General features: G+C 69.3%; 32 protein-coding genes and 1 other RNA gene. 23 read left to right on the top strand and 10 right to left on the bottom strand.

Annotation, left to right across the window (positions count from 1 at the left end; translation table 11 throughout):
* Nucleotides 1-60: 60 nt before the first annotated feature.
* The gene (locus tag BR39_RS0120550) at nt 61-492 is read right to left on the bottom strand and encodes a hypothetical protein (protein ID WP_156035850.1); all 432 of its coding nucleotides are present in this window, start codon (nt 490-492) and stop codon (nt 61-63) included.
* A gap of 78 nt (nt 493-570) precedes the next feature.
* Between BR39_RS0120550 and miaA the strand changes: the two genes are divergently transcribed.
* The 8 genes from miaA to BR39_RS0120515 all read left to right on the top strand — a co-directional run bounded on the left by miaA (nt 571) and on the right by BR39_RS0120515 (nt 6575).
* Nucleotides 571-1461, top strand: coding sequence for a tRNA (adenosine(37)-N6)-dimethylallyltransferase MiaA (miaA, locus tag BR39_RS0120545; protein WP_029915686.1), 891 nt, complete (start codon nt 571-573; stop codon nt 1459-1461).
* 2 nt (nt 1462-1463) lie between these two features.
* Nucleotides 1464-1946, top strand: a complete 483-nt coding sequence (locus BR39_RS0120540) for a CinA family protein (RefSeq protein ID WP_029915683.1) — start codon at nt 1464-1466, stop codon at nt 1944-1946.
* Between the two features lie 118 nt (nt 1947-2064).
* Nucleotides 2065-2112: a hypothetical protein gene (locus BR39_RS27480; RefSeq protein WP_369744215.1), complete on the top strand. Its 48-nt coding sequence runs from the start codon at nt 2065-2067 to the stop codon at nt 2110-2112.
* Nucleotides 2113-2231: 119 nt separating this feature from the next.
* The gene (locus BR39_RS0120535) at nt 2232-4040 is read left to right on the top strand and encodes an acetolactate synthase 3 large subunit (RefSeq protein WP_029915681.1); all 1809 of its coding nucleotides are present in this window, start codon (nt 2232-2234) and stop codon (nt 4038-4040) included.
* Between the two features lie 46 nt (nt 4041-4086).
* Complete coding sequence (locus BR39_RS0120530) at nt 4087-4647, top strand: hypothetical protein (protein ID WP_029915679.1); 561 nt, start codon at nt 4087-4089, stop codon at nt 4645-4647.
* The gene (gene ilvN, locus BR39_RS0120525; RefSeq protein WP_029915677.1) at nt 4644-5192 is read left to right on the top strand and encodes an acetolactate synthase small subunit; all 549 of its coding nucleotides are present in this window, start codon (nt 4644-4646) and stop codon (nt 5190-5192) included. The genes BR39_RS0120530 and ilvN overlap by 4 nt, the downstream gene beginning before the upstream one ends.
* Nucleotides 5193-5194: 2 nt before the next feature.
* Entirely contained in the window at nt 5195-6052 is an 858-nt protein-coding gene (locus BR39_RS0120520; RefSeq protein WP_029915674.1) for a hypothetical protein, read from the top strand.
* Between the two features lie 85 nt (nt 6053-6137).
* A complete protein-coding gene (locus BR39_RS0120515; RefSeq protein ID WP_029915673.1) occupies nt 6138-6575 on the top strand; it encodes a hypothetical protein in 438 nt (145 codons plus the stop codon).
* A 33-nt stretch (nt 6576-6608) separates the two neighbouring features.
* Here the strand turns inward: BR39_RS0120515 and BR39_RS0120510 are convergent, their stop codons facing one another.
* Together BR39_RS0120510 and BR39_RS0120505 are read right to left on the bottom strand one after the other, a co-directional pair.
* Complete coding sequence (locus tag BR39_RS0120510) at nt 6609-7271, bottom strand: aquaporin (RefSeq protein ID WP_029915671.1); 663 nt, start codon at nt 7269-7271, stop codon at nt 6609-6611.
* A 108-nt stretch (nt 7272-7379) separates the two neighbouring features.
* On the bottom strand, nt 7380-8288 hold the full coding sequence (locus BR39_RS0120505; protein WP_029915669.1) for an AraC family transcriptional regulator: 909 nt from the start codon (nt 8286-8288) through the stop codon (nt 7380-7382).
* A 340-nt stretch (nt 8289-8628) separates the two neighbouring features.
* Here BR39_RS0120505 and BR39_RS26610 point away from each other — a divergent pair, with 340 nt between their 5' ends.
* The 8 genes from BR39_RS26610 (at nt 8629) to BR39_RS0120470 (ending at nt 14748) form a co-directional block, all read left to right on the top strand.
* A complete protein-coding gene (locus BR39_RS26610) occupies nt 8629-8928 on the top strand; it encodes an Atu4866 domain-containing protein (protein ID WP_029915667.1) in 300 nt (99 codons plus the stop codon).
* Nucleotides 8894-9258: a transfer-messenger RNA gene (gene ssrA / locus BR39_RS26240) on the top strand. Before BR39_RS26610 ends, ssrA begins: the two co-directional genes overlap by 35 nt.
* Before the next feature lie 244 nt (nt 9259-9502).
* A complete protein-coding gene (locus tag BR39_RS0120495) occupies nt 9503-9988 on the top strand; it encodes an SspB family protein (protein WP_029915666.1) in 486 nt (161 codons plus the stop codon).
* A 4-nt stretch (nt 9989-9992) separates the two neighbouring features.
* Nucleotides 9993-10478 (top strand): PaaI family thioesterase, encoded by a 486-nt coding sequence (locus tag BR39_RS0120490; protein ID WP_029915663.1) that lies wholly within the window; start codon nt 9993-9995, stop codon nt 10476-10478.
* A gap of 7 nt (nt 10479-10485) precedes the next feature.
* Complete coding sequence (locus BR39_RS0120485) at nt 10486-11262, top strand: C13 family peptidase (protein ID WP_029915661.1); 777 nt, start codon at nt 10486-10488, stop codon at nt 11260-11262.
* A gap of 245 nt (nt 11263-11507) precedes the next feature.
* Nucleotides 11508-11849: a ClpXP protease specificity-enhancing factor SspB gene (locus tag BR39_RS25915; RefSeq protein ID WP_081916943.1), complete on the top strand. Its 342-nt coding sequence runs from the start codon at nt 11508-11510 to the stop codon at nt 11847-11849.
* A 150-nt stretch (nt 11850-11999) separates the two neighbouring features.
* Entirely contained in the window at nt 12000-14162 is a 2163-nt protein-coding gene (locus BR39_RS0120475) for a serine hydrolase (RefSeq protein WP_029915658.1), read from the top strand.
* A 196-nt stretch (nt 14163-14358) separates the two neighbouring features.
* Nucleotides 14359-14748 carry a hypothetical protein gene (locus tag BR39_RS0120470; protein ID WP_029915656.1) on the top strand — a complete coding sequence of 130 codons (390 nt, stop codon included), beginning with the start codon at nt 14359-14361 and terminating at the stop codon, nt 14746-14748.
* Here the strand turns inward: BR39_RS0120470 and BR39_RS0120465 are convergent.
* From BR39_RS0120465 to BR39_RS0120450, 4 genes are all read right to left on the bottom strand, one after another.
* Nucleotides 14710-15096 carry a RusA family crossover junction endodeoxyribonuclease gene (locus BR39_RS0120465; protein WP_029915654.1) on the bottom strand — a complete coding sequence of 129 codons (387 nt, stop codon included), beginning with the start codon at nt 15094-15096 and terminating at the stop codon, nt 14710-14712. The two genes, BR39_RS0120470 and BR39_RS0120465, sit on opposite strands and share 39 nt — an antisense overlap.
* A complete protein-coding gene (locus BR39_RS0120460; protein ID WP_029915652.1) occupies nt 15096-15419 on the bottom strand; it encodes a YbjQ family protein in 324 nt (107 codons plus the stop codon). The genes BR39_RS0120465 and BR39_RS0120460 overlap by 1 nt, the downstream gene beginning before the upstream one ends.
* 55 nt (nt 15420-15474) lie before the next feature.
* The gene (locus tag BR39_RS0120455; RefSeq protein WP_029915650.1) at nt 15475-16668 is read right to left on the bottom strand and encodes an acyltransferase family protein; all 1194 of its coding nucleotides are present in this window, start codon (nt 16666-16668) and stop codon (nt 15475-15477) included.
* A 154-nt stretch (nt 16669-16822) separates the two neighbouring features.
* The gene (locus tag BR39_RS0120450; protein ID WP_029915648.1) at nt 16823-17359 is read right to left on the bottom strand and encodes a DUF1697 domain-containing protein; all 537 of its coding nucleotides are present in this window, start codon (nt 17357-17359) and stop codon (nt 16823-16825) included.
* Between the two features lie 129 nt (nt 17360-17488).
* Between BR39_RS0120450 and fumC the strand changes: the two genes are divergently transcribed.
* The 5 genes from fumC (at nt 17489) to BR39_RS0120425 (ending at nt 20657) form a co-directional block, all read left to right on the top strand.
* Nucleotides 17489-18880, top strand: coding sequence for a class II fumarate hydratase (gene fumC, locus BR39_RS0120445; RefSeq protein ID WP_029915646.1), 1392 nt, complete (start codon nt 17489-17491; stop codon nt 18878-18880).
* Between the two features lie 63 nt (nt 18881-18943).
* The gene (locus tag BR39_RS0120440; protein WP_029915644.1) at nt 18944-19390 is read left to right on the top strand and encodes a GNAT family N-acetyltransferase; all 447 of its coding nucleotides are present in this window, start codon (nt 18944-18946) and stop codon (nt 19388-19390) included.
* Nucleotides 19387-20064: a phytanoyl-CoA dioxygenase family protein gene (locus BR39_RS0120435; RefSeq protein ID WP_029915642.1), complete on the top strand. Its 678-nt coding sequence runs from the start codon at nt 19387-19389 to the stop codon at nt 20062-20064. The genes BR39_RS0120440 and BR39_RS0120435 overlap by 4 nt, the downstream gene beginning before the upstream one ends.
* 41 nt (nt 20065-20105) lie before the next feature.
* A complete protein-coding gene (locus tag BR39_RS0120430; protein WP_051695968.1) occupies nt 20106-20348 on the top strand; it encodes a type II toxin-antitoxin system CcdA family antitoxin in 243 nt (80 codons plus the stop codon).
* 30 nt (nt 20349-20378) lie between these two features.
* A complete protein-coding gene (locus BR39_RS0120425) occupies nt 20379-20657 on the top strand; it encodes a CcdB family protein (protein WP_255347304.1) in 279 nt (92 codons plus the stop codon).
* Here the strand turns inward: BR39_RS0120425 and BR39_RS0120420 are convergent.
* Nucleotides 20654-21055: a YccF domain-containing protein gene (locus BR39_RS0120420; protein WP_029915639.1), complete on the bottom strand. Its 402-nt coding sequence runs from the start codon at nt 21053-21055 to the stop codon at nt 20654-20656. The genes BR39_RS0120425 and BR39_RS0120420 overlap by 4 nt on opposite strands.
* Before the next feature lie 178 nt (nt 21056-21233).
* Here BR39_RS0120420 and BR39_RS0120415 point away from each other — a divergent pair, with 178 nt between their 5' ends.
* A complete protein-coding gene (locus BR39_RS0120415; RefSeq protein WP_029915638.1) occupies nt 21234-22088 on the top strand; it encodes an FkbM family methyltransferase in 855 nt (284 codons plus the stop codon).
* 4 nt (nt 22089-22092) lie between these two features.
* On the opposite strand, the gene BR39_RS0120410 is transcribed toward BR39_RS0120415, so the two are convergent.
* Together BR39_RS0120410 and BR39_RS0120405 are read right to left on the bottom strand one after the other, a co-directional pair.
* Nucleotides 22093-22668: a hypothetical protein gene (locus BR39_RS0120410; RefSeq protein WP_231499524.1), complete on the bottom strand. Its 576-nt coding sequence runs from the start codon at nt 22666-22668 to the stop codon at nt 22093-22095.
* A 34-nt stretch (nt 22669-22702) separates the two neighbouring features.
* Nucleotides 22703-23713 carry a polyprenyl synthetase family protein gene (locus tag BR39_RS0120405; RefSeq protein WP_197026736.1) on the bottom strand — a complete coding sequence of 337 codons (1011 nt, stop codon included), beginning with the start codon at nt 23711-23713 and terminating at the stop codon, nt 22703-22705.
* 170 nt (nt 23714-23883) lie between these two features.
* On the opposite strand from BR39_RS0120405, the gene BR39_RS0120400 reads away from it, so the two are divergent.
* Nucleotides 23884-24612: a tRNA1(Val) (adenine(37)-N6)-methyltransferase gene (locus BR39_RS0120400; protein WP_029915634.1), complete on the top strand. Its 729-nt coding sequence runs from the start codon at nt 23884-23886 to the stop codon at nt 24610-24612.
* Nucleotides 24613-24636 lie beyond the last annotated feature (24 nt).

Raw genomic sequence — 24636 nt, 5'->3', positions numbered from 1 at the left:
GCTATTGGAGGAAGCCGCCCGCGTCAACCCGGCAGTGCGCGATTGGGACCCGGCGGGGCCCTATTCGTTCATCAGCGACAGGCAGTTTGTGAAGAGCAGCATGCCGCGCTCCTCGTTGGCGTCGTCGCCCTTCTTGGTCACCGGCGCGTCGATCATCATGCTGGCCATGCTGGCCACGCCGCGGCGATAGACGTCCGCCGGCTTCTCGCCCCGGGCCGCGCCATCGGCGATCGCGGCGTTGAGGATGGTCTCGCCGCTGACGCCCATCATCTTGAGCAGCGGCCCGACGGCCTTGCCGCCCTCGCCTTCCGACAGCTTGGCCAGGATGGCCGGATTGCTGCGGATGACCTCGTCCGCGCCGACGAACAGCACGGCGCAGCCGAACTTCTGGTCGGCCTTGGACTGGGCCGCGATCGGCGACGGCGCGACGGGTTTGGTGGCGGCCGGCGTCGTGGACGACACCAGGGCGGCGGTGAAGATCAAGTCTAGCATGGTATGGATCGCATCCCCCGGATATGCAGGCGCCAGATACAGTAGAGTGTCGCCGAGACGAGACGTTGGACTCAGGATTTGGCCGCCAACAGCATCACCCTTATCGGAGGCCCCACGGCCAGCGGCAAGTCGGCTTTCGCGCTGAACCTGGCGCGCGAGAGCGGCGGCGAGATCGTCAACGCCGATTCCATGCAGATCTACGCCGGTTTGCCGGTGCTGACGGCCGGTCCCTCGCCGGATGAACTGGCCCAGGCGCCGCACCACCTGTTCGGCGTGGCCGACGCGGCCGACGGCTGGTCGGTGGGACGCTGGCTGGCGGCGGCGACGCAGGCCCTGGCCGACATCGCCGCGCGCGGCCGGCCCGCCGTCGTGGTGGGCGGCACCGGCCTCTATTTCCGCGCCCTGACCCACGGCCTGGCCGACGTGCCGCCGGTGCCCGAGACCCAGCGCGAGATCTCGGCCCTTCTGTACGCGGCCCAGGGCGAGCCGGAGTTCCGCGACATCCTGGCCGAGCTGGATCCCGAGGCCGAGAAGCGCATCGAGATCGGCGACCGCCAGCGCCTGGTCCGCGCCCACGCCGTGGCCGTGGCCACGGGCAAGCCGCTGACCGCCTGGCAGACCGACACCAAGCCGGCCCTCGCCGAAGGGACCTGGCGCGGTGTCGTCCTCGATCCGCCCCGCGCCGAGCTCTACGACCGCTGCGACGCCCGTCTGGGCCTGATGGTGCAGAACGGCGCCCTCGACGAGGTGCGGGCCATGGAGGCGCGCGGCCTGGACCCGTCCCTCCCTGCCCTCAAGGCCGTCGGCTATCGCGAACTGGCGGCGCACCTGCGCGGCGAGACCACGCTGGACGAGGCGCTGGACGCCGCCCGCCAGGAGACGCGACGCTACGCCAAGCGTCAGATGACCTGGTTCAGGAACCAGACCCCGGATTGGGAACGAGTCGTTCCCTGGACGACGAAAGCATAGCCATGACCGAACTTTCCCGCCTCGCCGCCGCCGTCGGCGCCCGCCTGGTCGAACGCGGCGAGACCGTCGCCGTGGCCGAGTCCTCGACCGGCGGCCTGATCTCGGCCGCCCTGCTGGCCGTGCCGGGGGCGTCGAAATTCTATGTCGGCGGCGCGGTGGTCTATACGGCGCGGGCCCGCCTCACCCTGCTCGACATCCCGCAGAAGGCCATGGACGGCCTGCGCTCGGCCAGCGAACCCTACGCCGTCCTGCTGGCCCGGGTGGCCGGCAAGAACCTCAAGGCGACGTGGGGCCTGTCGGAAACCGGGGCCGCCGGACCGGACGGAAACCGTTACGGCGACGCCGCCGGCCACAGCTGCACCGCCGTGGTCGGCCCCGGCGTCGAGGTCAGTCTTACCGTCGAGACGGGCCAGGACGACCGCGAGGCCAACATGCGGCGCTTCGCCGAGCATGCTCTTGCCCTGCTGCTGAAGTCCTTGGGCTGAATCTCGCCTGGAAGAACGGCGTTGCGCCAGCGCAACGGGTCGTTTCTTGCGTCAAACCGCGCCTTGACGCTCTCCAGTGAGCATGGCATTCCCCAATCATCCATTTGGAGCAACACTCGTGCGCAACACCATGATCGTACTTATGGAGCGGCCGTTCACGGCGTGACCTCGAAGTCACGTTGATAGATCGGTCGCGCGCACAAAGGTCCTTCGGGGCCTTTTTTCTTTTCCGGCCTACCCCAAAGCCCAGCTTCCCCGCCCGCCTCCCAATCCAGGGATTCCGCCATGACCGCCCACCAGACCATCGAGAGCAAAGCTCCCGCCCAGACCATCAGCGATCGCGCCATGACCGGCGCCGAGATCGTGGTCCGCGGCCTCGTGGACCAGGGCGTCGAGGTCCTGTTCGGCTATCCGGGCGGCGCGGTCCTGCCGATCTACGACGCGCTGTTCCACGAACCGCGCCTGCAGCACATCCTGGTCCGCCATGAGCAGGGCGCGACCCACGCCGCCGAGGGCTACGCGCGCAGCTCGGGCAAGCCGGGCGTCGTCCTGGTCACCTCGGGCCCGGGCGCGACCAACGCCATCACCGGCATCATGGACGCCCTGATGGACTCGATCCCGATGGTCGTCATCACCGGCCAGGTCCCCACCCACCTGATCGGCACCGACGCCTTCCAGGAAGCCGACACGGTCGGCATGACCCGCTCGTGCACCAAGCACAACTACCTGGTCAAAGACGTCCGCGACCTGCCGCAGATCATCCACGAGGCCTTCAAGATCGCCACCACCGGCCGCCCGGGCCCGGTGCTGATCGACATCCCCAAGGACGTCCAGTTCGCCAAGGGCGAATATTACGGCCCCACGGAAGTCGCCTCGACCCACGCCTACAATCCGCGCGTCAAGGGCGACCAGACCCGCATCGCCGAGGCGGCAAAGCTGATCGCCGGCGCCCGTCGGCCGATCTTCTACACCGGCGGCGGCGTCATCAACGCCGGCCCGAAGGCCTCGGCCGCCCTGCGCGAATTCGCGGCGATGACGGGCGCGCCGGTCACTTCGACCCTGATGGGCCTGGGCGCCTTCCCGGCCGCCGACCCGGCGTGGCTGGGCATGCTGGGCATGCACGGCACGTTCGAGGCCAACAACGCCATGCACGACTGCGACGTGATGGTCTGCGTCGGCGCGCGCTTCGACGACCGGGTCACCGGGCGCCTGGACGCCTTCTCGCCGGGCTCCAAGAAGATCCACATCGACATCGACGCCTCGTCGATCAACAAGAACGTCCGCGTCGACCTGCCGATCGTCGGTGACGCGGGCAGCATCCTCGAGGACCTGATCGCCGCCTGGAAGGCCGGCGGCCACCAGCCCAACAAGGCCGCCCTGACCGAATGGTGGGCCCAGATCGACCAGTGGCGCGCCCGCCAGTGCCTGGCCTATCGCCCGTCCGACAAGGTCATCAAGCCGCAGTACGCCATCGAGCGCCTGTACGAGCTGAGCAAGGGCCGCGACACCTACATCACCACCGAGGTCGGCCAGCACCAGATGTGGGCCGCGCAGTTCTTCCGCTTCGAGGAGCCGAACCGCTGGATGACCTCCGGCGGCCTGGGCACCATGGGCTACGGCCTGCCCGCCGCCCTGGGCGTGCAGCTGGCCCACCCGGGCAGCCTGGTCGTCGACATCGCCGGCGAAGCCTCGATCCAGATGTGCATCCAGGAGCTGTCGACGGCGATCCAGTTCGACCTGCCGGTCAAGATCTTCATCCTGAACAACGAATGGATGGGCATGGTCCGCCAGTGGCAGCAGCTGCTGCACGGCGAGCGCTACAGCCACTCCTATTCCGACAGCCTGCCCGACTTCGTGAAGCTGGCCGAGGCCTACGGCGCCGTCGGCATCCGCTGCGACGACCCGGCCGAGCTGGACGGCAAGATCCTGGAGATGATCAACAGCGACAAGGTCGTGGTCTTCGACTGCCGCGTCGAGAAGCACGAGAACTGCCTGCCGATGATCCCCTCGGGCAAGGCCCACAACGAGATGATCATGGGCGACGTCGAGGACATCGGGAATGTCATCGGCGCGGCGGGCGCCGGGCTCGTCTGACACGCGGGCTCTGCTATAGCTTGCGGCGGCATTCGTGGGGGACGCCATGTCGCTGCAACTCTTTCTAGCCGTCGCGCCGGTGGCCTTCGCCGTGGTGGCCGGTCTGTTCAGCCTCTTCCAGTGGCTGCTGGCGGCGCGGGAGCGTTCGGATGAACGGGACGACGAACTGCTGGCCTGGGGAGCCAAGGTGATGGACGCCATGGCCGAACTGGAAACCCTGTGCGCCAACCCCGCCTCGCTGTGGCCGGGCGTCGAGTTCGATCGCGAGCGCCTGGCCATCGCCGCGCGCCTGTCCAGCCTGGTCGACCAGGGCCGGATGTTCTTCCCCAACGTCCAGTCCAAGGGCCAGCAGCGGGGCGACAAGCCCGAGGCCTATCGCGGTTCGCGGGTGGTGATCCTGGATCAGGTGATCGTCGGCTATGATGTCGCCCACCTGATCCCCCAGGCCGGCCCGGAACGGAAGGGGCGGCTGCAGCAGCCCCTGCGCGACGCCCGCCGCGAGTTCGTATCCCTGCTACAGAAGGAGGTCGGCTCCAGCCGGCGCTCTTCCGCCGCCGTCCGCCAGACACGCCCCGCCATCAAGATCCGCTTGGAAGACCTGTCATGACCGACCTTCAACCCGCCTCCGCCTACGACATGGCCCCGAACGAACAGGTCGAGCAGACCGCCACCTTCGCCCTCCTGGTGGACAACGAACCGGGCGTGCTGCACCGCGTGGTCGGCCTGTTCGCCGCGCGCGGCTACAACATCGAAAGCCTCACGGTGGCCGAGACCGACCGCAAGGCCCACACCAGCCGCATCACCGTGGTGACCCGCGGCACCCGCCAGGTGCTGGACCAGATCGAGGCCCAGCTGAACAAGGTGGTCAACGTCCGCCGCGTGCACGACGTGACGCGCGACCCGAACGGCGTCGAGCGTGAGCTGGCCCTGGTCAAGGTGCGCGGTTCGGGCGCCGACCGCGTCGAGGCCCTGCGCATCGCCGAGATCTTCCGCGCCAAGCCGGTGGACACCACCCTGGAGAGCTTCGTGTTCGAGATTTCGGGCGTGCCGTCGAAGATCGACAAGTTCCTGGACCTGATGCGGCCGCTGGGCCTGGTGGAACTGTCGCGCACCGGCGTGCTTTCCATCGAACGGGGTGTTGAAGGGATGTAGCCATGACGGGCGCGATGCTTTTGGCCGGCCTCCTGACGGGGCTCGCCCTCGCCGGCCAGCAGCCCGCGCCCCAGACGCCTCCGACCACGCCGCCCGATCCCGCCGTCTGGTGGTCGCCGGAAATCTCCAAGCCGCCGCCCGAGCAGGACCCCTTCCAGGGCCGCCGCCTCCGCAAGGGCGAGCAGTTGGTCCCGATCGACAACGGGGTCGATCCCCTGCTGTACCGCCTCTGGGGCCTGCAGCCCCTGCAGAGCCAGCTGATCAAGCCCGGCGAGCTGGTGCTGGAGGTCTGGGCCCGGCCGGCCACCGGCGTACGCCAGGCGGTGGTGCGGGTAACGGTCCGCCGCGACGGTCGCGCCTTCGTCCAGGCCCGCGCCGGCCTGGGCTGCTGTACGCCGGAGATCGGCCGCCGGGTCGACATCGACGCCGAACTGGCCACCCAGCAGATTCCGTCCCTCAAGGCCCTGGTCGGCGCGCCGATGTGGGCCCAGCCCCGCTCGGTGATCGTCGACTACGGCGGCGGGGCCGTGGAGCCGGTGTGCCTGGAGGGCGTGTCGTGGGACGTCACCCTGCTGGTCCCCGGCCAGGCCCGCCACCTGCGCCGGGCCTGCGACGACGCCGAGGTGGGCTCGATCGCCCCGGCGCTGACGGCGGCGCTGTCGGCGGCGTCGGGCCGCGACGCCCGGTTCGACGCGATGTTCGCCCGCGGCGGCGACTTCTCGCGCCAGCAACAGGCCTACGACTCGCTGATCGCCTCGGGCGGGCGGCTCAAGGCGGGAACCGGCAGCCGCGCCCAGCCGGCCGCCGTGCCCGTGGCGCCGGACGACACGCCGGACGCGCCGCCCCCGACCTCGCCCTAGCGAGCAAGACGCGGGTCCACGCCTGGAAATTGCAATTTCTGGATAACGCCGTTATCAAACTTGACCATAACTCCGGAGGGGATCCATGGCCAAGACCGTCGTCCTGAAATCCATGCTGGCCGCCGCCGGCCTCGCCGCCGCCCTGGGCGCGACCGCCGCCCAGGCCCAGGCCGTGCCGAACACGCCCCAGATCCAGTTCGTCCCCTCCGCGGAGGTCCCCTCGATCCCGCCCGGGCTGCAGACCGCCTGCATCAACGCGCCGGTCGACGGCGCGCCGACCAGCAAGACCTGCCCGGTCGTCTACTACGGCTCGACCAGGACCTGGATCTTCAGCTACGGCGACAACCGCACCTCGTTCGCCGTGGTCACCTTCGACTCCACCGGCAAGGTCCTGCGGAACGTCGAGGTCCGTGGCGCGCGCTACATCTTCGACGTGTTCAGCGACGACCAGGGCCAGAAGCTGACCCTGGTGGGCCAGTCCAAGAACTCGGTCGTCATCAACTGGTCCGACCTGCCGCACTAGGCCGAAGCGCCCACCGCGCCGACTGGGCGCGCCTCAGCCGACCTTCAGCAGGTTGAAGCGGTAGAGCAGCGCGCCCAGCACCGCCCCGATCGCCGGGGCCACGAAGAACAGCCACAGCTGCGCCAGGGCCTGGCCGCCGACGAAGACGGCCGGGCCGAAGCTGCGGGCGGGATTGACCGAGACGCCGGTCACCTGGATGCCGACGATGTGGATCACCGCCAGGGCGATGCCGATGCCCATCCCGGCGAACCCCGGGGCCGAGTCCGTGCCGGTCGAGCCCAGGATGACGATCACGAACAGGGCGGTCATCACCACCTCGAAGACGAAGGCCGCCTCGACGCCGAACCCGCCGCCGTAGCCGGGGCCCCAGCCGTTCTGGCCCAGGCCGTTGGCCGTGCTTCCGGCGATGAACAGCAGCACCGCCGCGCCGGCTGTGGCGCCGACGAACTGGGCCGCCCAGTAGAGCACCATCTGCTTGGCGCTCATCCGCCCGGCCACGAAGGCCGCCAGGCTGACCGCCGGATTGACGTGGCAGCCCGACACCGGACCGATCCCGTAGGCCATGGCCACGATCGCGAAGCCGAAAGCCAGGGCTATGCCCAACTGCCCGACATGGTCGCCGCCCAGGACCGCCGCGCCGCAGCCGAACAGCACAAGGGCGAACGTGCCGATCAACTCGGCCACGAACTTGGACATCTGACCCTCTCCTCTCCCAGCTCGCTCCGAAGGCGAGCGGGGCGAGCTTGTCCCTCTTCGGCCGGGCCAGAAATGGGGGAAAACCTCCAGGAGGGGCGACGTCGCGCCCTAGGTGTCGAGCAGGATCTCGGGCCGGGCGCGCAGGCGGGCCACGTCGCGCAGGGGCGGCGCGCCGAACAGGCGGGCGTATTCGCGGCTGAACTGCGAGGGGCTGTCGTAGCCCACCGCGTGGCCGGCCGAGCCGGCGTCCATCCGCTGGGCCAGGATCAGCTTGCGCGCCTCCTGCAGGCGGATCTGCTTCTGGTACTGCAGCGGGCTGAGGGCGGTCACGGCCTTGAAATGACGGTGCAGGGCCGAGGGGCTCATGCGCGCCTCGGCCGCCAGTTCGTCGATGCTGAAGGGCTGGTTGAAGTGCTGTGTGATCCAGCCGATCGCCCGCTTGACCTGGCGCATGCGACCGTCGGCCCGGGCGATCTGGGCCAGGCGCGGCCCCTGGTCGCCCAGCAGCATGCGGTACAGGATCTCGCGCTCGAGCAGCGGGGCCAGGACGGCGGCGTCGCGCGGGTTCTCGGCGAGGCGGACCATCCGCATCACCGCGTCCAGCAGGGGCGGATTGACCTCGCTGACGGCCATGGCCTGGATCAGCGGCCCGGCGTCCTGGGCCAGGGCCGGTTCGCCGCCCAGCTGCAGCAGCATGTCGCCGATGACCGCCGGGTCCAGGGTCATGCGGAACGACAGGTAGGGCTCGTCCGGCGAGGCCTCGATCACCTGGCCGATCACCGGCAGGTCGACCGAGGCGACCAGGTAGTTCAGCGGGTCGTAGACCAGCACCGATCCGCCGCTCAGCACCTGCTTGCGGCCCTGGGCCACCACGCAGACCGCGGCGCCGAACACGCCGTGCTTGGGCTCGGTGGGCTGGCTGGAGCGGTGCAGCGAGGCCTTCTCGCACACGGTGTGGTCGCCGTCATGAGGCGCGTATCGTTCAATCAGCGCGGCGAGTTCGCCTTGCTCGACCATCGACATTTCCTTTTGCTGATGGACGTTGCCATACGCTCGGGGGATCACCCCGTCACGCCTGCCAAAGGTGATGTGCAGGATCGTGCAATCAAGGGGCAGCATCGGTCTATCGCGAACGGCGATCCATGAGTCATTGTGGGGACGTCCCGCATCGCCGCCGTCGCCGCCCCTTCCCGAAGCGCCCGCTTCGGGACCGAGCGACGCAGCGGCCGTCCGCCCCCGAGGATATCATGACACGCTACTCGCCCCGCCGGCCCCAGGCCGCGCCACGGTGGTTCGTCGCCGCCTGGCTGACCGCCACCGCCCTCATCACCGCCGCTTCAGCTATCGGAGCTTCCCATTGATCGGCCGCCGCATCTCGGGCGTCTGGGCCAGCGCCAACCAGGCGGTCGCCCTAGAACTGAGCCTCGACGGCCGGTTCGAGGAGCGTCATGACGGCGAGCTGGTGTTCGAAGGCCACTACGAGCTGGTCGGCGACGACGTGCGCCTGTTCGAGGACGGCGGCGGCCAGCTGACCGGTCGCCTGACCGAGGGCCGCCTGAGCCTGACCCCGCCGCCCCCGGCCCAGCGCCGCCGCCACCCCCGCTACGGCCAAAAGTACGGGCGGCCTTCCATCCATGCCCCCCAGCCTCTATATTGAGTCCGTCCGGGTTCGCCCGGACTATGGGGATAAACGCGCACGTAATAAGCGGACTGGACCCGGGTGCGATTCCCGGCGGCTCCACCAAAACCTCCCGAGTTATCACGGGAATGCATGGGGCCGATCAGCATCGACAGACGTGTAAAGGTGTCTGCTTTCTCTCGGCGTGGCTCACCGTATCGGGCCGCTAAACTAACTGCGAACGATAACTTCGCTGAAGAGTTCGCCATCGCCGCGTAATGCGGTGCGGGTGATCTCGCCTCTTAAGTCCTAGGGGTTCAGATCCTTAGGCGGGGCCCGGAGGGAGCCTGCCAACAGAATCCCTCCACTTTCCACGACATCGCCGAGGCTCCCTCCTCTTCCTTGCGAAGGGATGCGGGAGCCTGCCAACAGAATCCCTCCACTTCCTCCCTCGCGAAGCGGGGGAGGTGGCGCGGCGCGAAGCGCCGTGACGGAGGGGGCCAGCGCCGACCTCCTCTTTCTTCGAAATTCGCCACTCCCCCCACCTTCTCGCCGCCCCCGCGACAGGCTAATCTGCGCGCTTCGTTCCAGTTCTCGCTTTACGATGGACCGCATGGCCCAGACCAATCCGCCTGAAGACCTGATGCAGTACGAGGCGATGGCCCAGGACGCCCTGCGCGGCGTCGTGAAGGCCGCGTTGAAGAAGGCCGCCGCGCCCGGCGGCCTGCCCGAACCGCACCACCTCTACATCACCTTCAAGACCCAGGCGGCGGGCGTCTCCGGTCCCCAGGACCTGCTGGGCAAGTATCCCGACGAGATGACCATCATCCTGCAGCACCAGTACTGGGACCTGGCGCCGGGCGAGACCTTCTTCTCGGTCACCCTGAAGTTCGGCGGCCAGCCCAAGCGGCTGTCGATCCCCTATGCGGCGGTGACCCGGTTCTACGACCCGTCGGTGCAGTTCGCCCTGCAGTTCGAGGCCCCCGAGATCGTGCCGCAGGAGCCCGAGCCGGACCCGGAACCCGAAGTGGTCGCGACCACCGAGGGCGGCGAGGAAGCGCCGAAGATCATCTCCCTCGACCAGTTCCGCAAGAAATAGCCGCGTGAGCGACATCGCCCCTAAAGACTTGGTGGGGGAGACTCCGCAGACCCTGACGGACGAGGCGATCCTCGCGCGGTTCCACGCGTCCAAGAACCCGCCGGGCAGCGCCCGCACCCTGGGCTTCCGCATGCTGTCGGTCAGCCAGGCCGAACGCCGGGTCGAGATCGCGTTCGAGCCGTCGGTCGAGGCGGTCGGCAATCCGATGGGCCAGGTCCAGGGCGGCTTCGTCTGCGCCATGCTGGACGAATGCATGTCGGTGGCGGGGATGATCACCTCGGGCATGACCTGCGTGGTCCCCACCCTGGAGATGAAGACCAGCTTCCTGCGTCCCGCCCTGCCCGGCCCGCTCAAGGGCGTGGGCTGGGTGGTCAAGTGGGGCAAGACCGTGTGTTTCCTCGAGGGCGAGCTCTACGACCCCGAGGGCCGGCTGCTGGCCAAGGCCAGCGCCACGGCGATCCCGACGCCGTTCACGAAGTTCAAGAAGTAGCGCGGCCATGCGGCGGTTCGCGAGCCTGGTCCTGGGTTTGCTTCTGTCGCTGTTCGCGCTGTCCGCGTCCGCCCAGGCGCGGACCGCTCCGCCCTTCGCCAACTGGGCGGCCGTGGTCGTGGCCGGCGACTGGCACGCCCATTCCGGCGCCCCCACCGAGGCCTTCGACAACGCCCGCCGCGACGTCGGCGCCACCCTGGCCGGCCTGGGCTTCTCGCCGGACGCCATTCGCCAGTACTCCGTGCGCCCCCAGCGCTACCCCGCCGTGAAGCCGGGCAAGACCGACCTGCGCGCCATCCACGCCGATCTGAGCGCCCTGGCGGCCAAGAACACCGCCGGCTGCCTGTTCTACCTCACCAGCCACGGCGCGCCCGAGGGCGCGGTGCTGGACGAGGACATCCTGCCGCCCAGCCTGCTGGCCGCGGTGATCGACGACGCCTGCCCGGCGCGCCCCTCGATCGTGGTGGTGTCGGCCTGCTTCTCGGGCGTCTTCGTCCGTCCCCTGCAGCGCGACGACCGGATGATCCTGACGGCGGCGCGGTCGGACCGCACCTCGTTCGGCTGCAGCGAGGACGACAAGTACCCCTATTTCGACGACTGCTTCCTGTCGTCCGCCCCGACCGCCCGCGACTTCGCGGCCCTGGGCCGGGCGGTGCAGGCCTGCGTGGCCCGGCGCGAGCGCGACACCGGGGCCAAGCCGGCCTCCGAACCCCAGCTGTGGATCGGCGCCGGCCTGCGGCCGCTGCTGCCGCTGTATGCGTTCCCCCGCGCCCCCTCGCGCTAACGCCGCCGCCTGGTTGACACGTAGCTTGACCGGACCCTTCCCTCCGACACCGTCGGCCTCTACGATCATCGGAGGTTGATTAGGGACGGGGGCTTGGTTTGGCGACGCATTCTCCGTTCAAGGGCATTGGCCTGGCGGTACTGACCGGCCTCTTGTCCCTGGCCCACGCCGTAGGACAATCCGCGCACGCCCAGGATGGTCCTTCCGAGCCGTCCCTAGCCTGCGAAGCCACGACCCGGGCGGACATGGGCAACGCCTTGCGGAGCGCGTTGACTTACGCGGCGGCCCCCGGCGGATTGCCCGAACCGCACGCGCTCAACATCACCTTCAAGACGGCGGTTCCGGGTGTTTCCCTCCCCGCCTATCTGGCCGCCCAGTATCCCGACGAGATGACGGTGATCCTCCAGTACCAGTACCGGGACCTCTCACTTGGCAAGTCCCGATTCGAGGTGACCCTAAGCTTCAAAGGTCGCCCGGAACGCGTCTCGGTTCCCTACGCGGCCGTGACAACCTTCTCCGATCCGGCCTCGGGCTTGTGCCGGTTCTACAGCCCCGACGCGGCCTCGCAGGCCGTCGCCACGCTCTAGCGCCCGAGAGGACGCCTTTTCGGTCATTGCCGAAGGATCAAGCGTCCACGGGAAAGCGCCCAAGGCCGGCCACAGACCCTTTGATCCCCGGCCGGAACACCCTAGAAGTCTGCTCACCCTTATTTTCCATGAGCCGACGAGGTCTTGTTCGTGACGCTGCGTCTTTCGTTCAGGGCCGTTCTTTCGGCGGCGATCATCGGCTGCGGTCTGTTCGGCGCGACGATGGCCGAGACCCAGGACGCCGCGCCCATTGCGCCGCCGCCGTCGGCGCCGGCCGCCAACCTGCCCTCGGCCCCGGTCCCCTATACGGCCACCGTCCGCCGCCGCGCGCCGCGTCCGCGCGCCGCCGCTCCGGCCGCGGTGACGCCCGCCGCGACGCCCGCGTCCCCGACCGCCGCGGCCGCGACGCCCGACGCCGCTGCGCCGCCGGTCCTGACCAGCCACGCCCCCCTGCCGGTCGCCGACCTGGAATCCTATGTCGACGGCGTCGTGCGCGACCGCATGGTCCGCGACCACATCGCCGGCGTGACCATCGCCGTTGTCCAGAACGGCCAGGTGGTGCTGAAGAAGGGCTACGGCGTGGCCAGCCTGAAGGACGGCCGCAAGGTCGATCCCGACAAGACCTTGTTCCGCATCGGCTCGATCTCCAAGACCTTCACCTGGATCGCCCTGATGAACGAGGTGGACGCCGGGCGCATGCGCCTGGACACCCCGATCAACATCTACCTGCCCGAGAAGCTGCAGCTGAAGGACCAGGGCAAGAAGACCCCGGTGCGACTGCGCGACCTGATGACCCACACCGCCGGGTTCGAGGACCGGGCCCTGGGCCAGCTGTTCGAGCGCGACCCGCGCCGCGAACGGCCCCTGGAGCTGTACCTGCGCCAGGAGCGCCCCAACCGCGTGCGCGAGCCGGGCCTGCTGCCGGCCTATTCGAACTACGGCGTCGGCCTGGCCGGCGCGGCTCTGGCCAACGTCACCGGCCAGCCGTTCGAGAAGGAGGTCGCCGACCAGGTGATCCTGCCCGCCGGCCTGACCCACACCACCTTCCGCGAGAACCGTCCGTGGCGTGACGACCTGCCGCCCCCAATGGCCGCGAACCTGGCCGCCGACCTTTCGGACGGCTTCCGCTGGACCCCGCTGGGTTTCCAGACCGAGGATCCCGAGTTCATCGGCCACATCGCGCCCGCCGGCGCCGCGTCCAGCACGGCCGGCGACATGGCCCGCTACATGACCCTGCTGCTGAACGGCGGGACGATCGACGGCAAGACGGTCTTCTCGCCCAAGACCAGCGCCCTGTTCCGCACGCCGATGTACCGCCCGGCCGAGGGCGCGCCCGGCTGGAACGCCGGCTTCATGGACATCCCCCTGCCCGGCGGCAAGCGCGGCTTCGGCCACGCCGGCGCCACCCTGTGGTTCCACTCCAACATGGTCATGGTTCCCGAGCTGGGCTTGGGCGTCTTCGTGGCGGTCAACACCGACACCGGCGCCGACCTGCCCGCCACCCTGCCCGCGACGATCATCGAGCGCTTCTACGCCCCGCGCCCGGACATCCCCGCCGCCAGCCCGATCTCGCACGACGAGGCCCGCGCCTATGAGGGTCGGTTCCTGACCACGCGCCGCTCGTACGGCGGGCTGGAGGGCTTCATCGACCGCCTGATCGGCGAGGCCTCGGTGCGCGCCGCGCCGGACGGCCGCCTGACCCTGACGATCGACGGCCAGTCCAGCCAATGGACGGCGACCGGCCAGCCCGACACCTTCGCCCCGGTCAGCGGTCCCGGCCTGCTGGTGTTCCAGCGCGACGACGGCAAGGTCGTGCGCTTCTTCTCGCCGATGGGCGGCGCGGCGTTCGAGCGCATCGGCTTCCCGCACCAGCTGGGCCTGCTTATCGCCTTCGCCGTGCTGACCGCCCTGGCGGCCGTGGCCACCCTGATCGGCGTGGCCACCCGGGACCGCCGCGAGGCGCGCCAGACCCCGACCCAGGCCCGCGCCAGCCTGATGCAGACCATCCAGTCCATCCTGTGGCTGATCGCCCTGATCGGCGTGGGCGTGTTCGCCGGCGGGGCGTCCGACGTGGCCAACGTGGTCTATGGCTGGCCCAGCGGGTGGCTGCTCAGCGCCTCGGCCTGCGCCTTCGTCTCCGCCTGGCTGACCATCGCCACCCTGGCCATGCTGCCGGTGGTGTGGCGCGGCGGCCGGCGGGTCGACAGCTGGACCTCGCTGCGCAAGCTGGCCTTCACCTGCACGACCCTGATCTTCCTGGGCTTCACCCTGCTGCTGGGCGCCTGGGGCTTCCTGGAATTCTGGAACACCTGACTTTTATCCGCTCATCCCGGCGAATGCCGGGACCCAGATGGAATGGCTTTGAGGCTGACGCCATCAGCACCGCGCCCTTCCAATCATCCACACCGCCATAGGATCTGGGTCCCGGCATTCGCCGGGATGAGCGGAGTTTAAATCGGCACGTCCCATGCACCACCTCTCCCGAGCAAGCCTCGGGGGAGAGCCGATCGTGTCAAAACTGGACGCCGCCATCTTCGGTCTGGCCGGCCTTATGGCCTGGCTCGCGGCCACCCTGTTCTACGCGGCCTACGGCGGCGGGCTGCTGGAGAAGGCCTTCTGGTTCTACGCCCTGAACGCCTTCGCGGCGGCCGCGGCGGCCACCTTCGTCTTCCAGGTCGCCGCGCGGCTGCGGCGCATTCCCCGCGCCCGGCGGCTGTTCCCGGCCATGGCCTTCGGCCTGCCGATCCTGGCCGGCGCCGATCTGGTTCTGGCCCACTTCGAGAAACTGATGTCCGACGACCCGGCCAGCGTGGGCCGCTACGGCGCCTTCATGCTGGTTCTGCTGGTCTCGGTGGGGGCGTCAATCTTCGAGCGTGGACCGCAGAAAGCGCGAGTCTAGCTTCCGCACCACGATGACGATGCGCTCGCGCTCGGCCGGTCGGCGCTCGACCAGCAGTCGGGCCACCTGGGCGTCGTCGTGAAAGGCGTAGCCCTTGATGGCGTCCAGCAGGGCCTTGGCCAGGTTGTCCAGGTCCATCCATGGCGGCTCGCCGACGAACTCCATGCCGATCTCGACCGAGAACTCGCCCCAGGCCGGGCGCGAGCCGCGCCAGACCTTGCGGAAGAACTCGTAGATCAGGGGCTTGTAGTACTTGGCCTGGGTGGTCAGGCCGTCGACCACCAGGGTCAGCTGGCCGTCCGCCTCGCGGGCCCGGACCTTGCCGTGATGCGTCCAGCCGTCATCCATTACGCGATCGGCTCGACCTTCACGGCCGTGCCGTAGGCCAGGACCTCGGTGATGCCTTCCATGATCTCGTTGGCGTCGTAGCGCATGGCGATGACGGCGTTGGCGCCCAGTTCGGCCGCGTGGGCCGTCAGCAGGTCGTAGGCCTCCTTGCGGGCCGCCTCGGCCAGGTCAACATAGATCGACAGCTTGCCGCCGAAGATCGACTGGATCGATCCGCCGATGTTGCCGATCACGCTGCGCGAGCGGACGGTGACGCCGCGCACCAGGCCCAGATGGGCGACGATGCGATAGCCGGGCAGATCGTTGGTGGTGGCGACGAGCATGGGATGTCTCCTGACGTCCCGTCCGTATATCGGACCGCCCGCCGCCTCGCCATCACTAGAGCCGCAGGTGGATTCCCTTGCGATGCAGCGGGGCGATCGCCGCGGTGATCAAGGCCAGAATCGCCAGGGCGCACAGAAACGAGGCCAGATAGGGATCGGTGGTCAGGCGCTGGGCCGTCTCGTAGCCGAAGCCCTGGGGCGTCAGGTCGGTCCCGCCCGTCCGATGGATCAGCGCCAGGCCCGCGCAGGCGCCCAGCACCTGCGAGACCACGAAGGCCAGGATGGCGTTGCCGCCCAGCACCTTCAGCGGCGCGGCGACGATCTCGATCGCCCGGAGCTTCAGGACCACCTGCAGCACGATCAGGGCGACCAGCGACGCGCCGCTGCTGAACAGGGCGAAGCTGGACGTCCAGATCCGCTTGTTGACCGGCACGACCGGGTCCAGCGCAAGGCCGACCATCACCAGGGCCGCGCCGAGGACCAGCAGCGGGACCAGCCCGCCCGCCGTCTCCCCGCCCCGCTCCGCGCGCCGGGTCAGCAGGGCGGCGGCGATCGCGCCGACCAGGACGTTGACCGTGGCCGGGAAGGTCGAGAGCAGCCCCTCCGGATCGTAGGTCACGCCCACGCCCTCGGTCAGGCCGTAGGGCCACAGGTGCGGGATCGTGAACACCGCCCGGTCGATGAAGGCCGGCAGCGAGCCGTTGGAGTCCAATCGCCCGACGCCGAAGCCGGGAACCGGCGTGAAGGCCAGCAGCGCCCAATAGCCGACCAGCAGCGCCGCGGCGGCCAGGGCGGCGCCGCCGATGTCGATCCGCAGCGTCCCGTCGGCGGCGGGCTTGGCGGGCAGCAGGCAGATGGCGCTGGCCAGGGCGTAGCAGAGGCCGATCCGCTGCAGGATGCCGGGGATGCGCAGATGGGCCAGGTCGAAGGTGGGCAGGGCGTTGAGCACGAGGCCCAGCAGGATCAGCAGGCCGGTGCGCCGGGCGATCTTGATCCACAGCGCGGCGGACGTCGGGTCCCCGGCCCGCAGGCGCGGCGCCGACAGGCCGATCGCCATGCCGACGCAGAACAGGAAGGTGGGGAACACCAGGTCGGCCGGGGTCCAGCCGTTCCAGGCCGCGTGCTTCAGCGGCGCGTAACTGTGATCCCAGGACCCCGGACTAGTCACCAGGGTCATGCCCGCGACCGCCAGTCCTCTCAAGACATCGAGCGCAATCACTCGCCCGGATCCGACTTTCGTCGATCCCATGGTCACCTCCCCTATCGTTGCGGGAGTTATGACCAAGAAAGACAGCGCTGTCAAATATGAGATGATTTTTCGATTACCTGATCACTCCCGTGCTGGGATGGATTTCAGGCCGTTTCGAGCTTCAAAGCCTTATGAAACAAACGGATGATCGCAGTCAGAGCCCGACCATCGCCGCAAGCTTCAGGACGGTGTTCCAGTTGCGGGCCGTGCCCAGCGGGGCCCGCTTGGTCTTCTTCCAATCGCGATCCAGCATCGAATGGCCGACGTCGTCGGGATAGTCGATGTAGAGCTCCCGCGTGCCGACCTTGAAGGTCTCGGGGCCCGTGATCGCCGCGCGCAGGATCGCCTCGTCCTCGTCCGGCAGCCGCGCCTTCATGAAGTGCACCAGCAGGTGGTTGGGGTGGCTCTTGACCTCGTCCGGATAGGGATTGCCGTCGATGATGGCCTTCAGCTCGGCGGGCGATCGGACGAAGAACTCTGTGCGCAGGCCCATGCGCTTCTCGAGGCCGTCCTCGAGGCGCTTCTCGATGTCGGCGTCCCCGCCCTTGCCCCACAGCACCAGGTTGCCGCTGGCCAGCAGGGTCTTGGCGTCGTCGAAGCCCAGGTCCTTGGCCAGGCCCAGCAGGTCGTCCTTCAGCACCTTGCGGCCGCCGACATTGACGCCGCGCAGCAGGGCGATGTGAGGGCTCATCAGACGAACTCCGTTCTTCGAACGTTCTTGTCGTAACCTCGCCGTCGCGCCTTCGCAAGCCGGGAGCGTTGCCCTCCGCGCGCCTTGGGTCTAGACCCCGCTCGACCGTTTTTCCGGGAGACCCGCCGCATGACCGCCACGCGCAACGAGACCGACACCTTTGGCCCGATCGCCGTCGAGAACGACAAGTACTGGGGCGCTCAGGCCCAGCGTTCGCTCGGCAACTTCAAGATCGGCTGGGAGAAGCAGCCGCTTCCCGTCGTCCGCGCCCTGGGCATCGTCAAGCGCGCCGCAGCCGAGGCCAACCTGGCCCTGGGCAAGCTGGACCCGAAGATCGCCGAGACCATCGTCGCCGCGGCCAACGAGGTGATCGAAGGCAAGCTGAACGAGCACTTCCCGCTGGTGGTCTGGCAGACCGGCTCGGGCACCCAGTCGAACATGAACGCCAACGAGGTGATCTCGAACCGCGCGATCCAAATGCTGGGCGGCGAGATGGGCAGCAAGAAGCCCGTCCACCCCAACGACCACGTCAATATGAGCCAGTCGTCGAACGACACCTATCCGACGGCGATGCACGTGGCCTGCGCCGAGCAGATCGTCCATGACCTGCTGCCGGCCCTGAAGCACCTGCACGCGGCCCTGAAGGCCAAGTCCGACGCCTGGGCCAAGATCATCAAGATCGGCCGCACCCACACCCAGGACGCCACGCCCCTGACCCTGGGCCAGGAGTTCGGCGGCTACGCCCAGCAGGTCGAGAACGGCATCGCCCGCATCGAGAGCACCCTGCCGGCCCTGATGCAGCTGGCCCAGGGCGGCACCGCCGTCGGCACCGGCCTGAACGCCCCGATCGGCTTCGCCGAGAAGGTGGCCGCCCAGATCGCCGCCATCACCGGCCTGCCCTTCACCACCGCCCCGAACAAGTTCGAGGCCCTGGCCGCCCACGACGCCATGGTCTTCAGCCACGGCGCGATCAACACCGTCGCCGCCAGCCTGTTCAAGATCGCCAACGACATCCGCTTCCTGGGCAGCGGCCCGCGCGCGGGCCTGGGCGAGCTCTCCCTGCCGGAAAACGAGCCGGGCTCGTCGATCATGCCGGGCAAGGTCAACCCCACCCAGTGCGAAGCCCTGACCCAGGTCTGCGTGCAGGTGTTCGGCAACCACGCCGCCGTCACCTTCGCCGGCAGCCAGGGCCACTTCGAGCTGAACGTCTTCAACCCGGTGATGGCCTACAACTTCCTGCAGTCGGTGCGCCTGATGGCCGACGCCGCGATCAGCTTCACCGACAACTGCGTCGTCGGCATCGAGCCGCGCGTCGACAACATCAAGAAGGGCGTCGAGAACAGCCTGATGCTGGTCACGGCCCTGAACGGCAAGCTGGGCTACGACATCTGCGCCAAGATCGCCAAGACCGCGCACAAGAACGGCACCACCCTGCGCGAGGAAGCCGTCGGCGGCGGCTACCTGACGAACGAAGAGTTCGACCAGTACGTCCGCCCCGAGAACATGATCTCGCCGGGCTAAGCGCATTCCGCCGAAGTGGAAGCCGGTTCGGCGATCAGAATGCGCGCCAACTAGGAGTCCTTCTTGATCCAGCTGATCCGGATCATCGACGACCTGCCGGACGGCTTCGACGCCCTCCTCGCCGACGCGGCGAGCGAGGGCGTCCGCAACATGGCGCTGTTGGCCCAGGGCTGGGCCGACCGCTGCCAGCGCTTCGACCGCGACGGCGAGGCCCTGCTGGGCGCCTTGCTGGCCGGCGAGCTGGCGGGGATCGGCGGCCTGTCCGTCGAGACCGCCGCCGCCGAGCCAGCCCGCCGCGTGCGCCGCTTCTACGTCCGCCCCGCCTTCCGCCGCCAGGGCGTGGCGCGCACCCTGGCCTCGGCCCTGGTGCAGGAAGCCCTCGACCAGGTCGACCTCCTGACCTGCAACGCCGCCGCCTCCCCCGCCGCCGCGCCGTTCTGGGAAGCGCAGGGCTTTTCGCCAGATGCTTCAGGCCCTTGGACGCATGTGCTGCGGCGGAGTCTCGGATGAGCGCACCTCTCGACTTCGCCCGCGACGGCGCGGCGCTGTTTCCCGGCGCGCTCGCCGCCCGGACCGTCGAAACCCTGCGAACCCTGGCCGACGAACGCGTCGGCGCCCGGCCAGGCGCAAGACTGCGGGGCGACGCCATCCTGGCCGACCTGCTGGCGCCGGCCGGAACGATCGGCGCCCTGGCCGCCCGCCTCACCTCCCCCGCCGCTCGTCCCGTGCGCGCGGTGATGTTCGACAAGACGCCCGACGCCAACTGGGCCGTGGCCTGGCATCAGGATCGCGTCCTGCCGGTCGCCCAGCGGGTCGAGGTCGAGGGCTTCGGCCCCTGGTCGACTAAGGATGACCTGTTGCACGTCGCACCACCGTTCGAGATCCTGGCGCGGATGGTCACCTTGCGCGTCCACCTCGATCCCGTCGACGCCGCCAACGCCCCGCTGCGGGCGGCCCTCGGCTCGCACCGCCTGGGCCGCGTGGCCGCCGGGGACGCAGCCGCCCGCGCCGCAGAGCATCCAGTGATCGACTGCCTGGCGGAAACCGGCGACGTCTGGGCCTACGCCACCCCGATCCTGCACGCCTCGGACCGCGCCGAACCGCCGCGCCGTCGCCGCGTTCTGCAGGTCGACTACGCCGACTTCGACTTGCCGGGCGGCTTGGCCTGGGCGGGATTGGCCTGACGCCCCGAGCTGTCGGCCCGGCGCCGTGTTAGCCTTCGCCCATGGGCAAGGTCGAACTCGACATCGGCGTCGATCCGGAGCTGCTGGCGCAGGCCAAGCGGCTGCGGATTTCCGTCGCCGGCATGAGCGAGACCCAGCTGCGGCTGCACCTCCAGAAGATCGACCCCGCCGGCGCCGAAGAGCGTGCGCGGCGGTGGGCTGAGGAGAACGCCGAGGCGATCAAGGAACACAACGAACGCATCGCGCGCCGAGGCCTGATCTCGGACCACTTCAGAAAGTGGTGATTTGCGGCAGTTCGACGTCTTCCGAAATCCATCTCTGGAAGCTCGGAGGTCGCGCCCTTCCTTGTGATGCTTTCATCGCATCACTTGCGCGGCATAGACGAGATCATTGTCGCGCCGCTGGTCAACGATGCCGCCGAAACCGTGGGCGAACTTGAGATCCTTGCGGAAGTTGAAGGCGAACGCCTGACCCTGGTGATCAGCGAAATGTTCAGCGTCACGCCGACTGGACTGCGCGGTGCGGTCGACAACCTGTCCTATCTCGAAGACGATATCCGCCGCGCCGTCGATCGCTTGTTCACCGGCTTCTAGCGCCGGTCCACCACCGTCCGGCCGATCGGGGCGATGGCGGCGATGGCCAGCTGCAGGTCCTTGATGGCGAACGGGATGCCGATGATCGTCACGGCCTCGGCGGCGGCGGCGATCAGGTGCGACAGGGCGATGTACCAGCCGCCCAGCACGAACCAGATCACGTTGAGCACGCAGCCCAGGCCGCCGGTCCCCAGGTCCTCGCGGCCGGTCACCAGCTCGCGGGGGACCATCTCCTTGCCGAACGGCCAGAAGGCGAAGCCGGCGATGCGCCAGGCCGCGCCCGCATAGGGCAGGCCCACGATGGTGATGGCCAGCAGCGCGCCGCCCAGCAGCCAAAGGCAGCCCGAGATGAAGCCGCCGCAGATGAACCACAGGATGTTGAGCAACAGGCGGATCATGACCGTCTCCGACGCGCGCCTCCGGGCGCGACCTAGGCGTGCGACGAATCGCGGACGATGTCGAGCTTCACCTTTCTCCTCCGGCGGACGTGACCTTGCCACAAGCTGACGCTATGTGACGGTCCAGAAACAAATGTCGCGCCTTTGATTCCGAGGCGCCGCGCCGCACGAGGTCACGATGGGTCTGTTCCGTAAGAAGAAGCACCAGGCGATCTCCCTGCCGGTCGGCGTCACCCCCGTCCCCGCCTCGGTCAAGTTCCGCGGCTGCACCTTCCGCATGCCCGACCACTGGGTGATCACCAAGCAGCTGCTGGACGGCAAGAACTACGAGCCCTGGGTGCTGGACTACTTCCTGCAGATCCTGAAGCCCGGCATGACCGTGCTGGACGTCGGGGCCAGCTGGGGGGCCTTCGCCCTGCCCGCGGCCAAGAAGGTCGGGCCCGACGGCCGGGTGATCGCCATCGAGATGAGCCCGGGCAACGGCCGGGTGATCCTGGAAAGCGCCAAGGCCAACGCCATCGACAATATCCGCCTGATCCTGGTGGGCGTGTCCGACCGGCTGGAGACGGCCTTCCTGCGCCGCCAGACCATGCACAACAACCACCAGCTGGAACCGGCCGGCCAAGCCGCGCCCGACGACCTGAGCGACTACGACTTCGCCCCCGTCGTGCCGATCGACCTGCTGCGCGGCGAGCTCGGTCAGGTCGACGTGATGAAGATCGACATCGAAGGCATGGAATACCGCGCCTTCATGGGCGCCAAGGCGTTCATGGCCGAACAGAAGCCGATCACCTTCCTGGAATATTCGCCGGCCTTCCAGGCCGAGACCTCGCGCGCCGAGGGCTCGGCCCTGCTGGGCTTCTTCCTGGACCTGGGCTACGGCGTCGAGATCCTGCACCGCAAGAAGAAGCGCGAGGCCGTGAAGGGCGCGACCGCCGCCGAGGTGATCGCCAATGTCGATGCGGCCTGGAAGCGCCACGTCGAGGACGACAACGGCACCCACCTGGACCTGTGCCTGAAGGCGAAGGCCTAGCCGCCTACTTGATCAGCTGCCACGTGCGCGCCCACCGGCCCTTGCCGAAGCGCGTGAGGATCAGCAGGTAGAGGCCGGCATAGATCACCGTGCCGACGCCCACGAGGCCCATCGCCCAGGGGCCCGGCGCATGCCAGGGCGGCGGGACCAGCCAGTTGTGCGGCGGGGCGGTCAGCTCCAGCCACAGCCCGCCCACCCAGGCCAGCGAGAACAGCAGCACGGCCGGATAGCGCAGGACCGGGCTCTTCTGGACCAGCAGCAGGAACTGCACGAAGGCCACGACCAGGCCGGCGGCGATCGCCGCGCCGGCCGTCAGCCAGCCGTTATGCGCCAGGGCCTTGACCCGCACGCCGGCCGAGAAGGCCGCCCACAGCGGGGCCCACAGCACCGGACCGAAGGTCAGCAGCAGAATCCCGAAGCCGATCACCACGCCCAGGCCGCCGCCGATCACCTTGCCGGCCGCCTCGCCCGCCTCGTGCGCATGGCCGTGACCGTGCGGATCGCCGCTGGGATTGTCCGGCGTGGTCTTCAGCACGGTGTTGAGGGACGGCAGCGGGCCTTCCGGCGGCAGCGGAAGCATGTTGCTGAGCTTGGATCCCCCCGGCCCCATCGCGTCAGGTCCGTCGGCTGACCGCGAAGTCGGCCAGGCTTTCCAGGCTGGTGCGCCAGTCGTTGGCCGGGAAGCCCGACAGCGCGGCCTTGGCCTTGTCGGCGTAGCCGCCCGCCAGGTCCAGCGTGGCTTCCAGCGCGCCGGTGCCGACGATCAGCTCGCGGGCCCGGCGGAAGTCGGCTTCGGTCTGCTCGCGGCGGCCGATGGCCCGTTCCCAGAACTCGGCCTCGCGCGGGCCCGAGCGGGCGATGGCCAGCAGCAGGGGCAAGGTGGCCTTGCCTTCGCGGAAGTCGTCGCCGGCGTTCTTGCCCAGGGCCTCGGTCGTGCCGCCGTAGTCGAGGGCGTCATCGGCCAGCTGGAAGGCCAGGCCCAGGTTCATGCCGTAGTCGCGCAGGGCGTTGGACTTCTCGGCCGACACCCCGGCCGAGACGCCCCCGGCCTCCGAGGCCGCGGCGAACAGCTCGGCGGTCTTGGCGCCGATGATCTCCAGATACAGGGCCTGGGACAGGTTCAGGTCGTGGCTGCGGGTGAGTTGAAGCACTTCGCCTTCGGCGATCACCCGGCTCGCACGGGCCAGGATCTCCAGCGCCTTCATCGAGTTGGTCTCGACCATCAGTTCGAAGGCCCTGGCGAACAGGAAGTCGCCGACCAGCACGCTCTGAGCCGCGCCCCAGATCAGGTGGGCCGCGACCTTGCCGCGCCGCAGCTGGCTGCCGTCGACCACGTCGTCGTGCAGCAGGGTGGCGGTGTGGATGAACTCGACGGCGGCGGCCAGCTTCAGGCAGGAGTCGTTGTCCGAGCCGGCCAGGCGCGCGGCGGCCACGGTCAGCAGCGGGCGCAGGCGCTTGCCGCCGGCGGCGATCAGGTGCTCGGCCAGGGCCGGGATGACCGGAACCTCGCTCTGCATGCGCGCGGTGATCAGGGCGTCGACCCCAGCCATGTCGGCGGCGGCCAGCCGCACGAGACGATCCACCGATCCCGGCTCCCGGGCGAGGGTCGCTGCAGCTGCGTCCAAAACCATACTCTCCCTGCTGACGCCCGCCGGAGGTCGGCTTGCGCCTCGCGTCCCTTGGGCTTGATCAGCCGTTGCGAGCGACAATGCTGGCGGGATAGGTCAGGGTCAAGGCGAGCACAAGGCTTGAAACGTTGCCGGACGCGTTACCCACATCCCCCGAGCCCCTCGCGGTGACCGAAGACGCCGTCCTGAACGGCCGCGTCAAGCTGCGCCAGGCCGTGGCGGGCTACCGGGCCGGCATGGACGCGGCCCTGCTGGCGGCCGCCTGCGACGCCGCCCCCGGCGACCGGGTGATCGAGGCCGGCTGCGGCGTGGGCGGCGCGCTGCTGGCGGCGGCGACCCGCCGTCAGGGCGCCCGATTCGTCGGGCTGGAGCGCGATTCCGCCGCCGTCGAGCTGGCGCGGGGCAATGTCGCCCTGAACGCCCTGGCTGATCGCGTCGAGATCGTCGCCGGCGACGTCGAAGCCGGCTTCCGCGCCCTGGACCGGCCCGTGTTCGACGCCGTGATCAGCAATCCGCCCTTCTTCGACGACCCCGCCGCCCTGCGCGCGCCCGCGCCGGAGAAGTCCGGCGCCTGGATGGCCGACGGCGGCCTGAAGGCCTGGACCGGTTTCTGTCTGAAGGCGGTGCGCGAGGGCGGGACCATCACCCTGATCCACCGCGCCGACCGCTTGGCCGACCTCCTGGCCCTGCTGGCGCCCAAGGCCGGCTCGTTCCGGATCCGCCCCGTCGCGCCCTTCGCCGACGCCCCGGCCAAGCGGGTGATCGTGCGGGCGACCAAGACCGGCAAGGCGCCGCTGGTGCTGCTGCCGCCCCTCGTGCTGCACGAACGGGAGGAATCGGGGCACTCGCCCCAGGCGGAGTCGATCCTGCGCGGCGACGCGGCGCTCGGCTGGTGAAAATCATATAAGGATATCTTTATA

Origin of the sequence: Caulobacter sp. UNC358MFTsu5.1 (assembly GCF_000712075.1) — a bacterium.
In the GTDB taxonomy this organism is placed as follows: Bacteria; Pseudomonadota; Alphaproteobacteria; order Caulobacterales; family Caulobacteraceae; genus Caulobacter.
The sequence above is the reverse complement of the archived record's forward strand: the minus strand, read 5'-3'. Positions and strand labels throughout refer to the sequence as shown.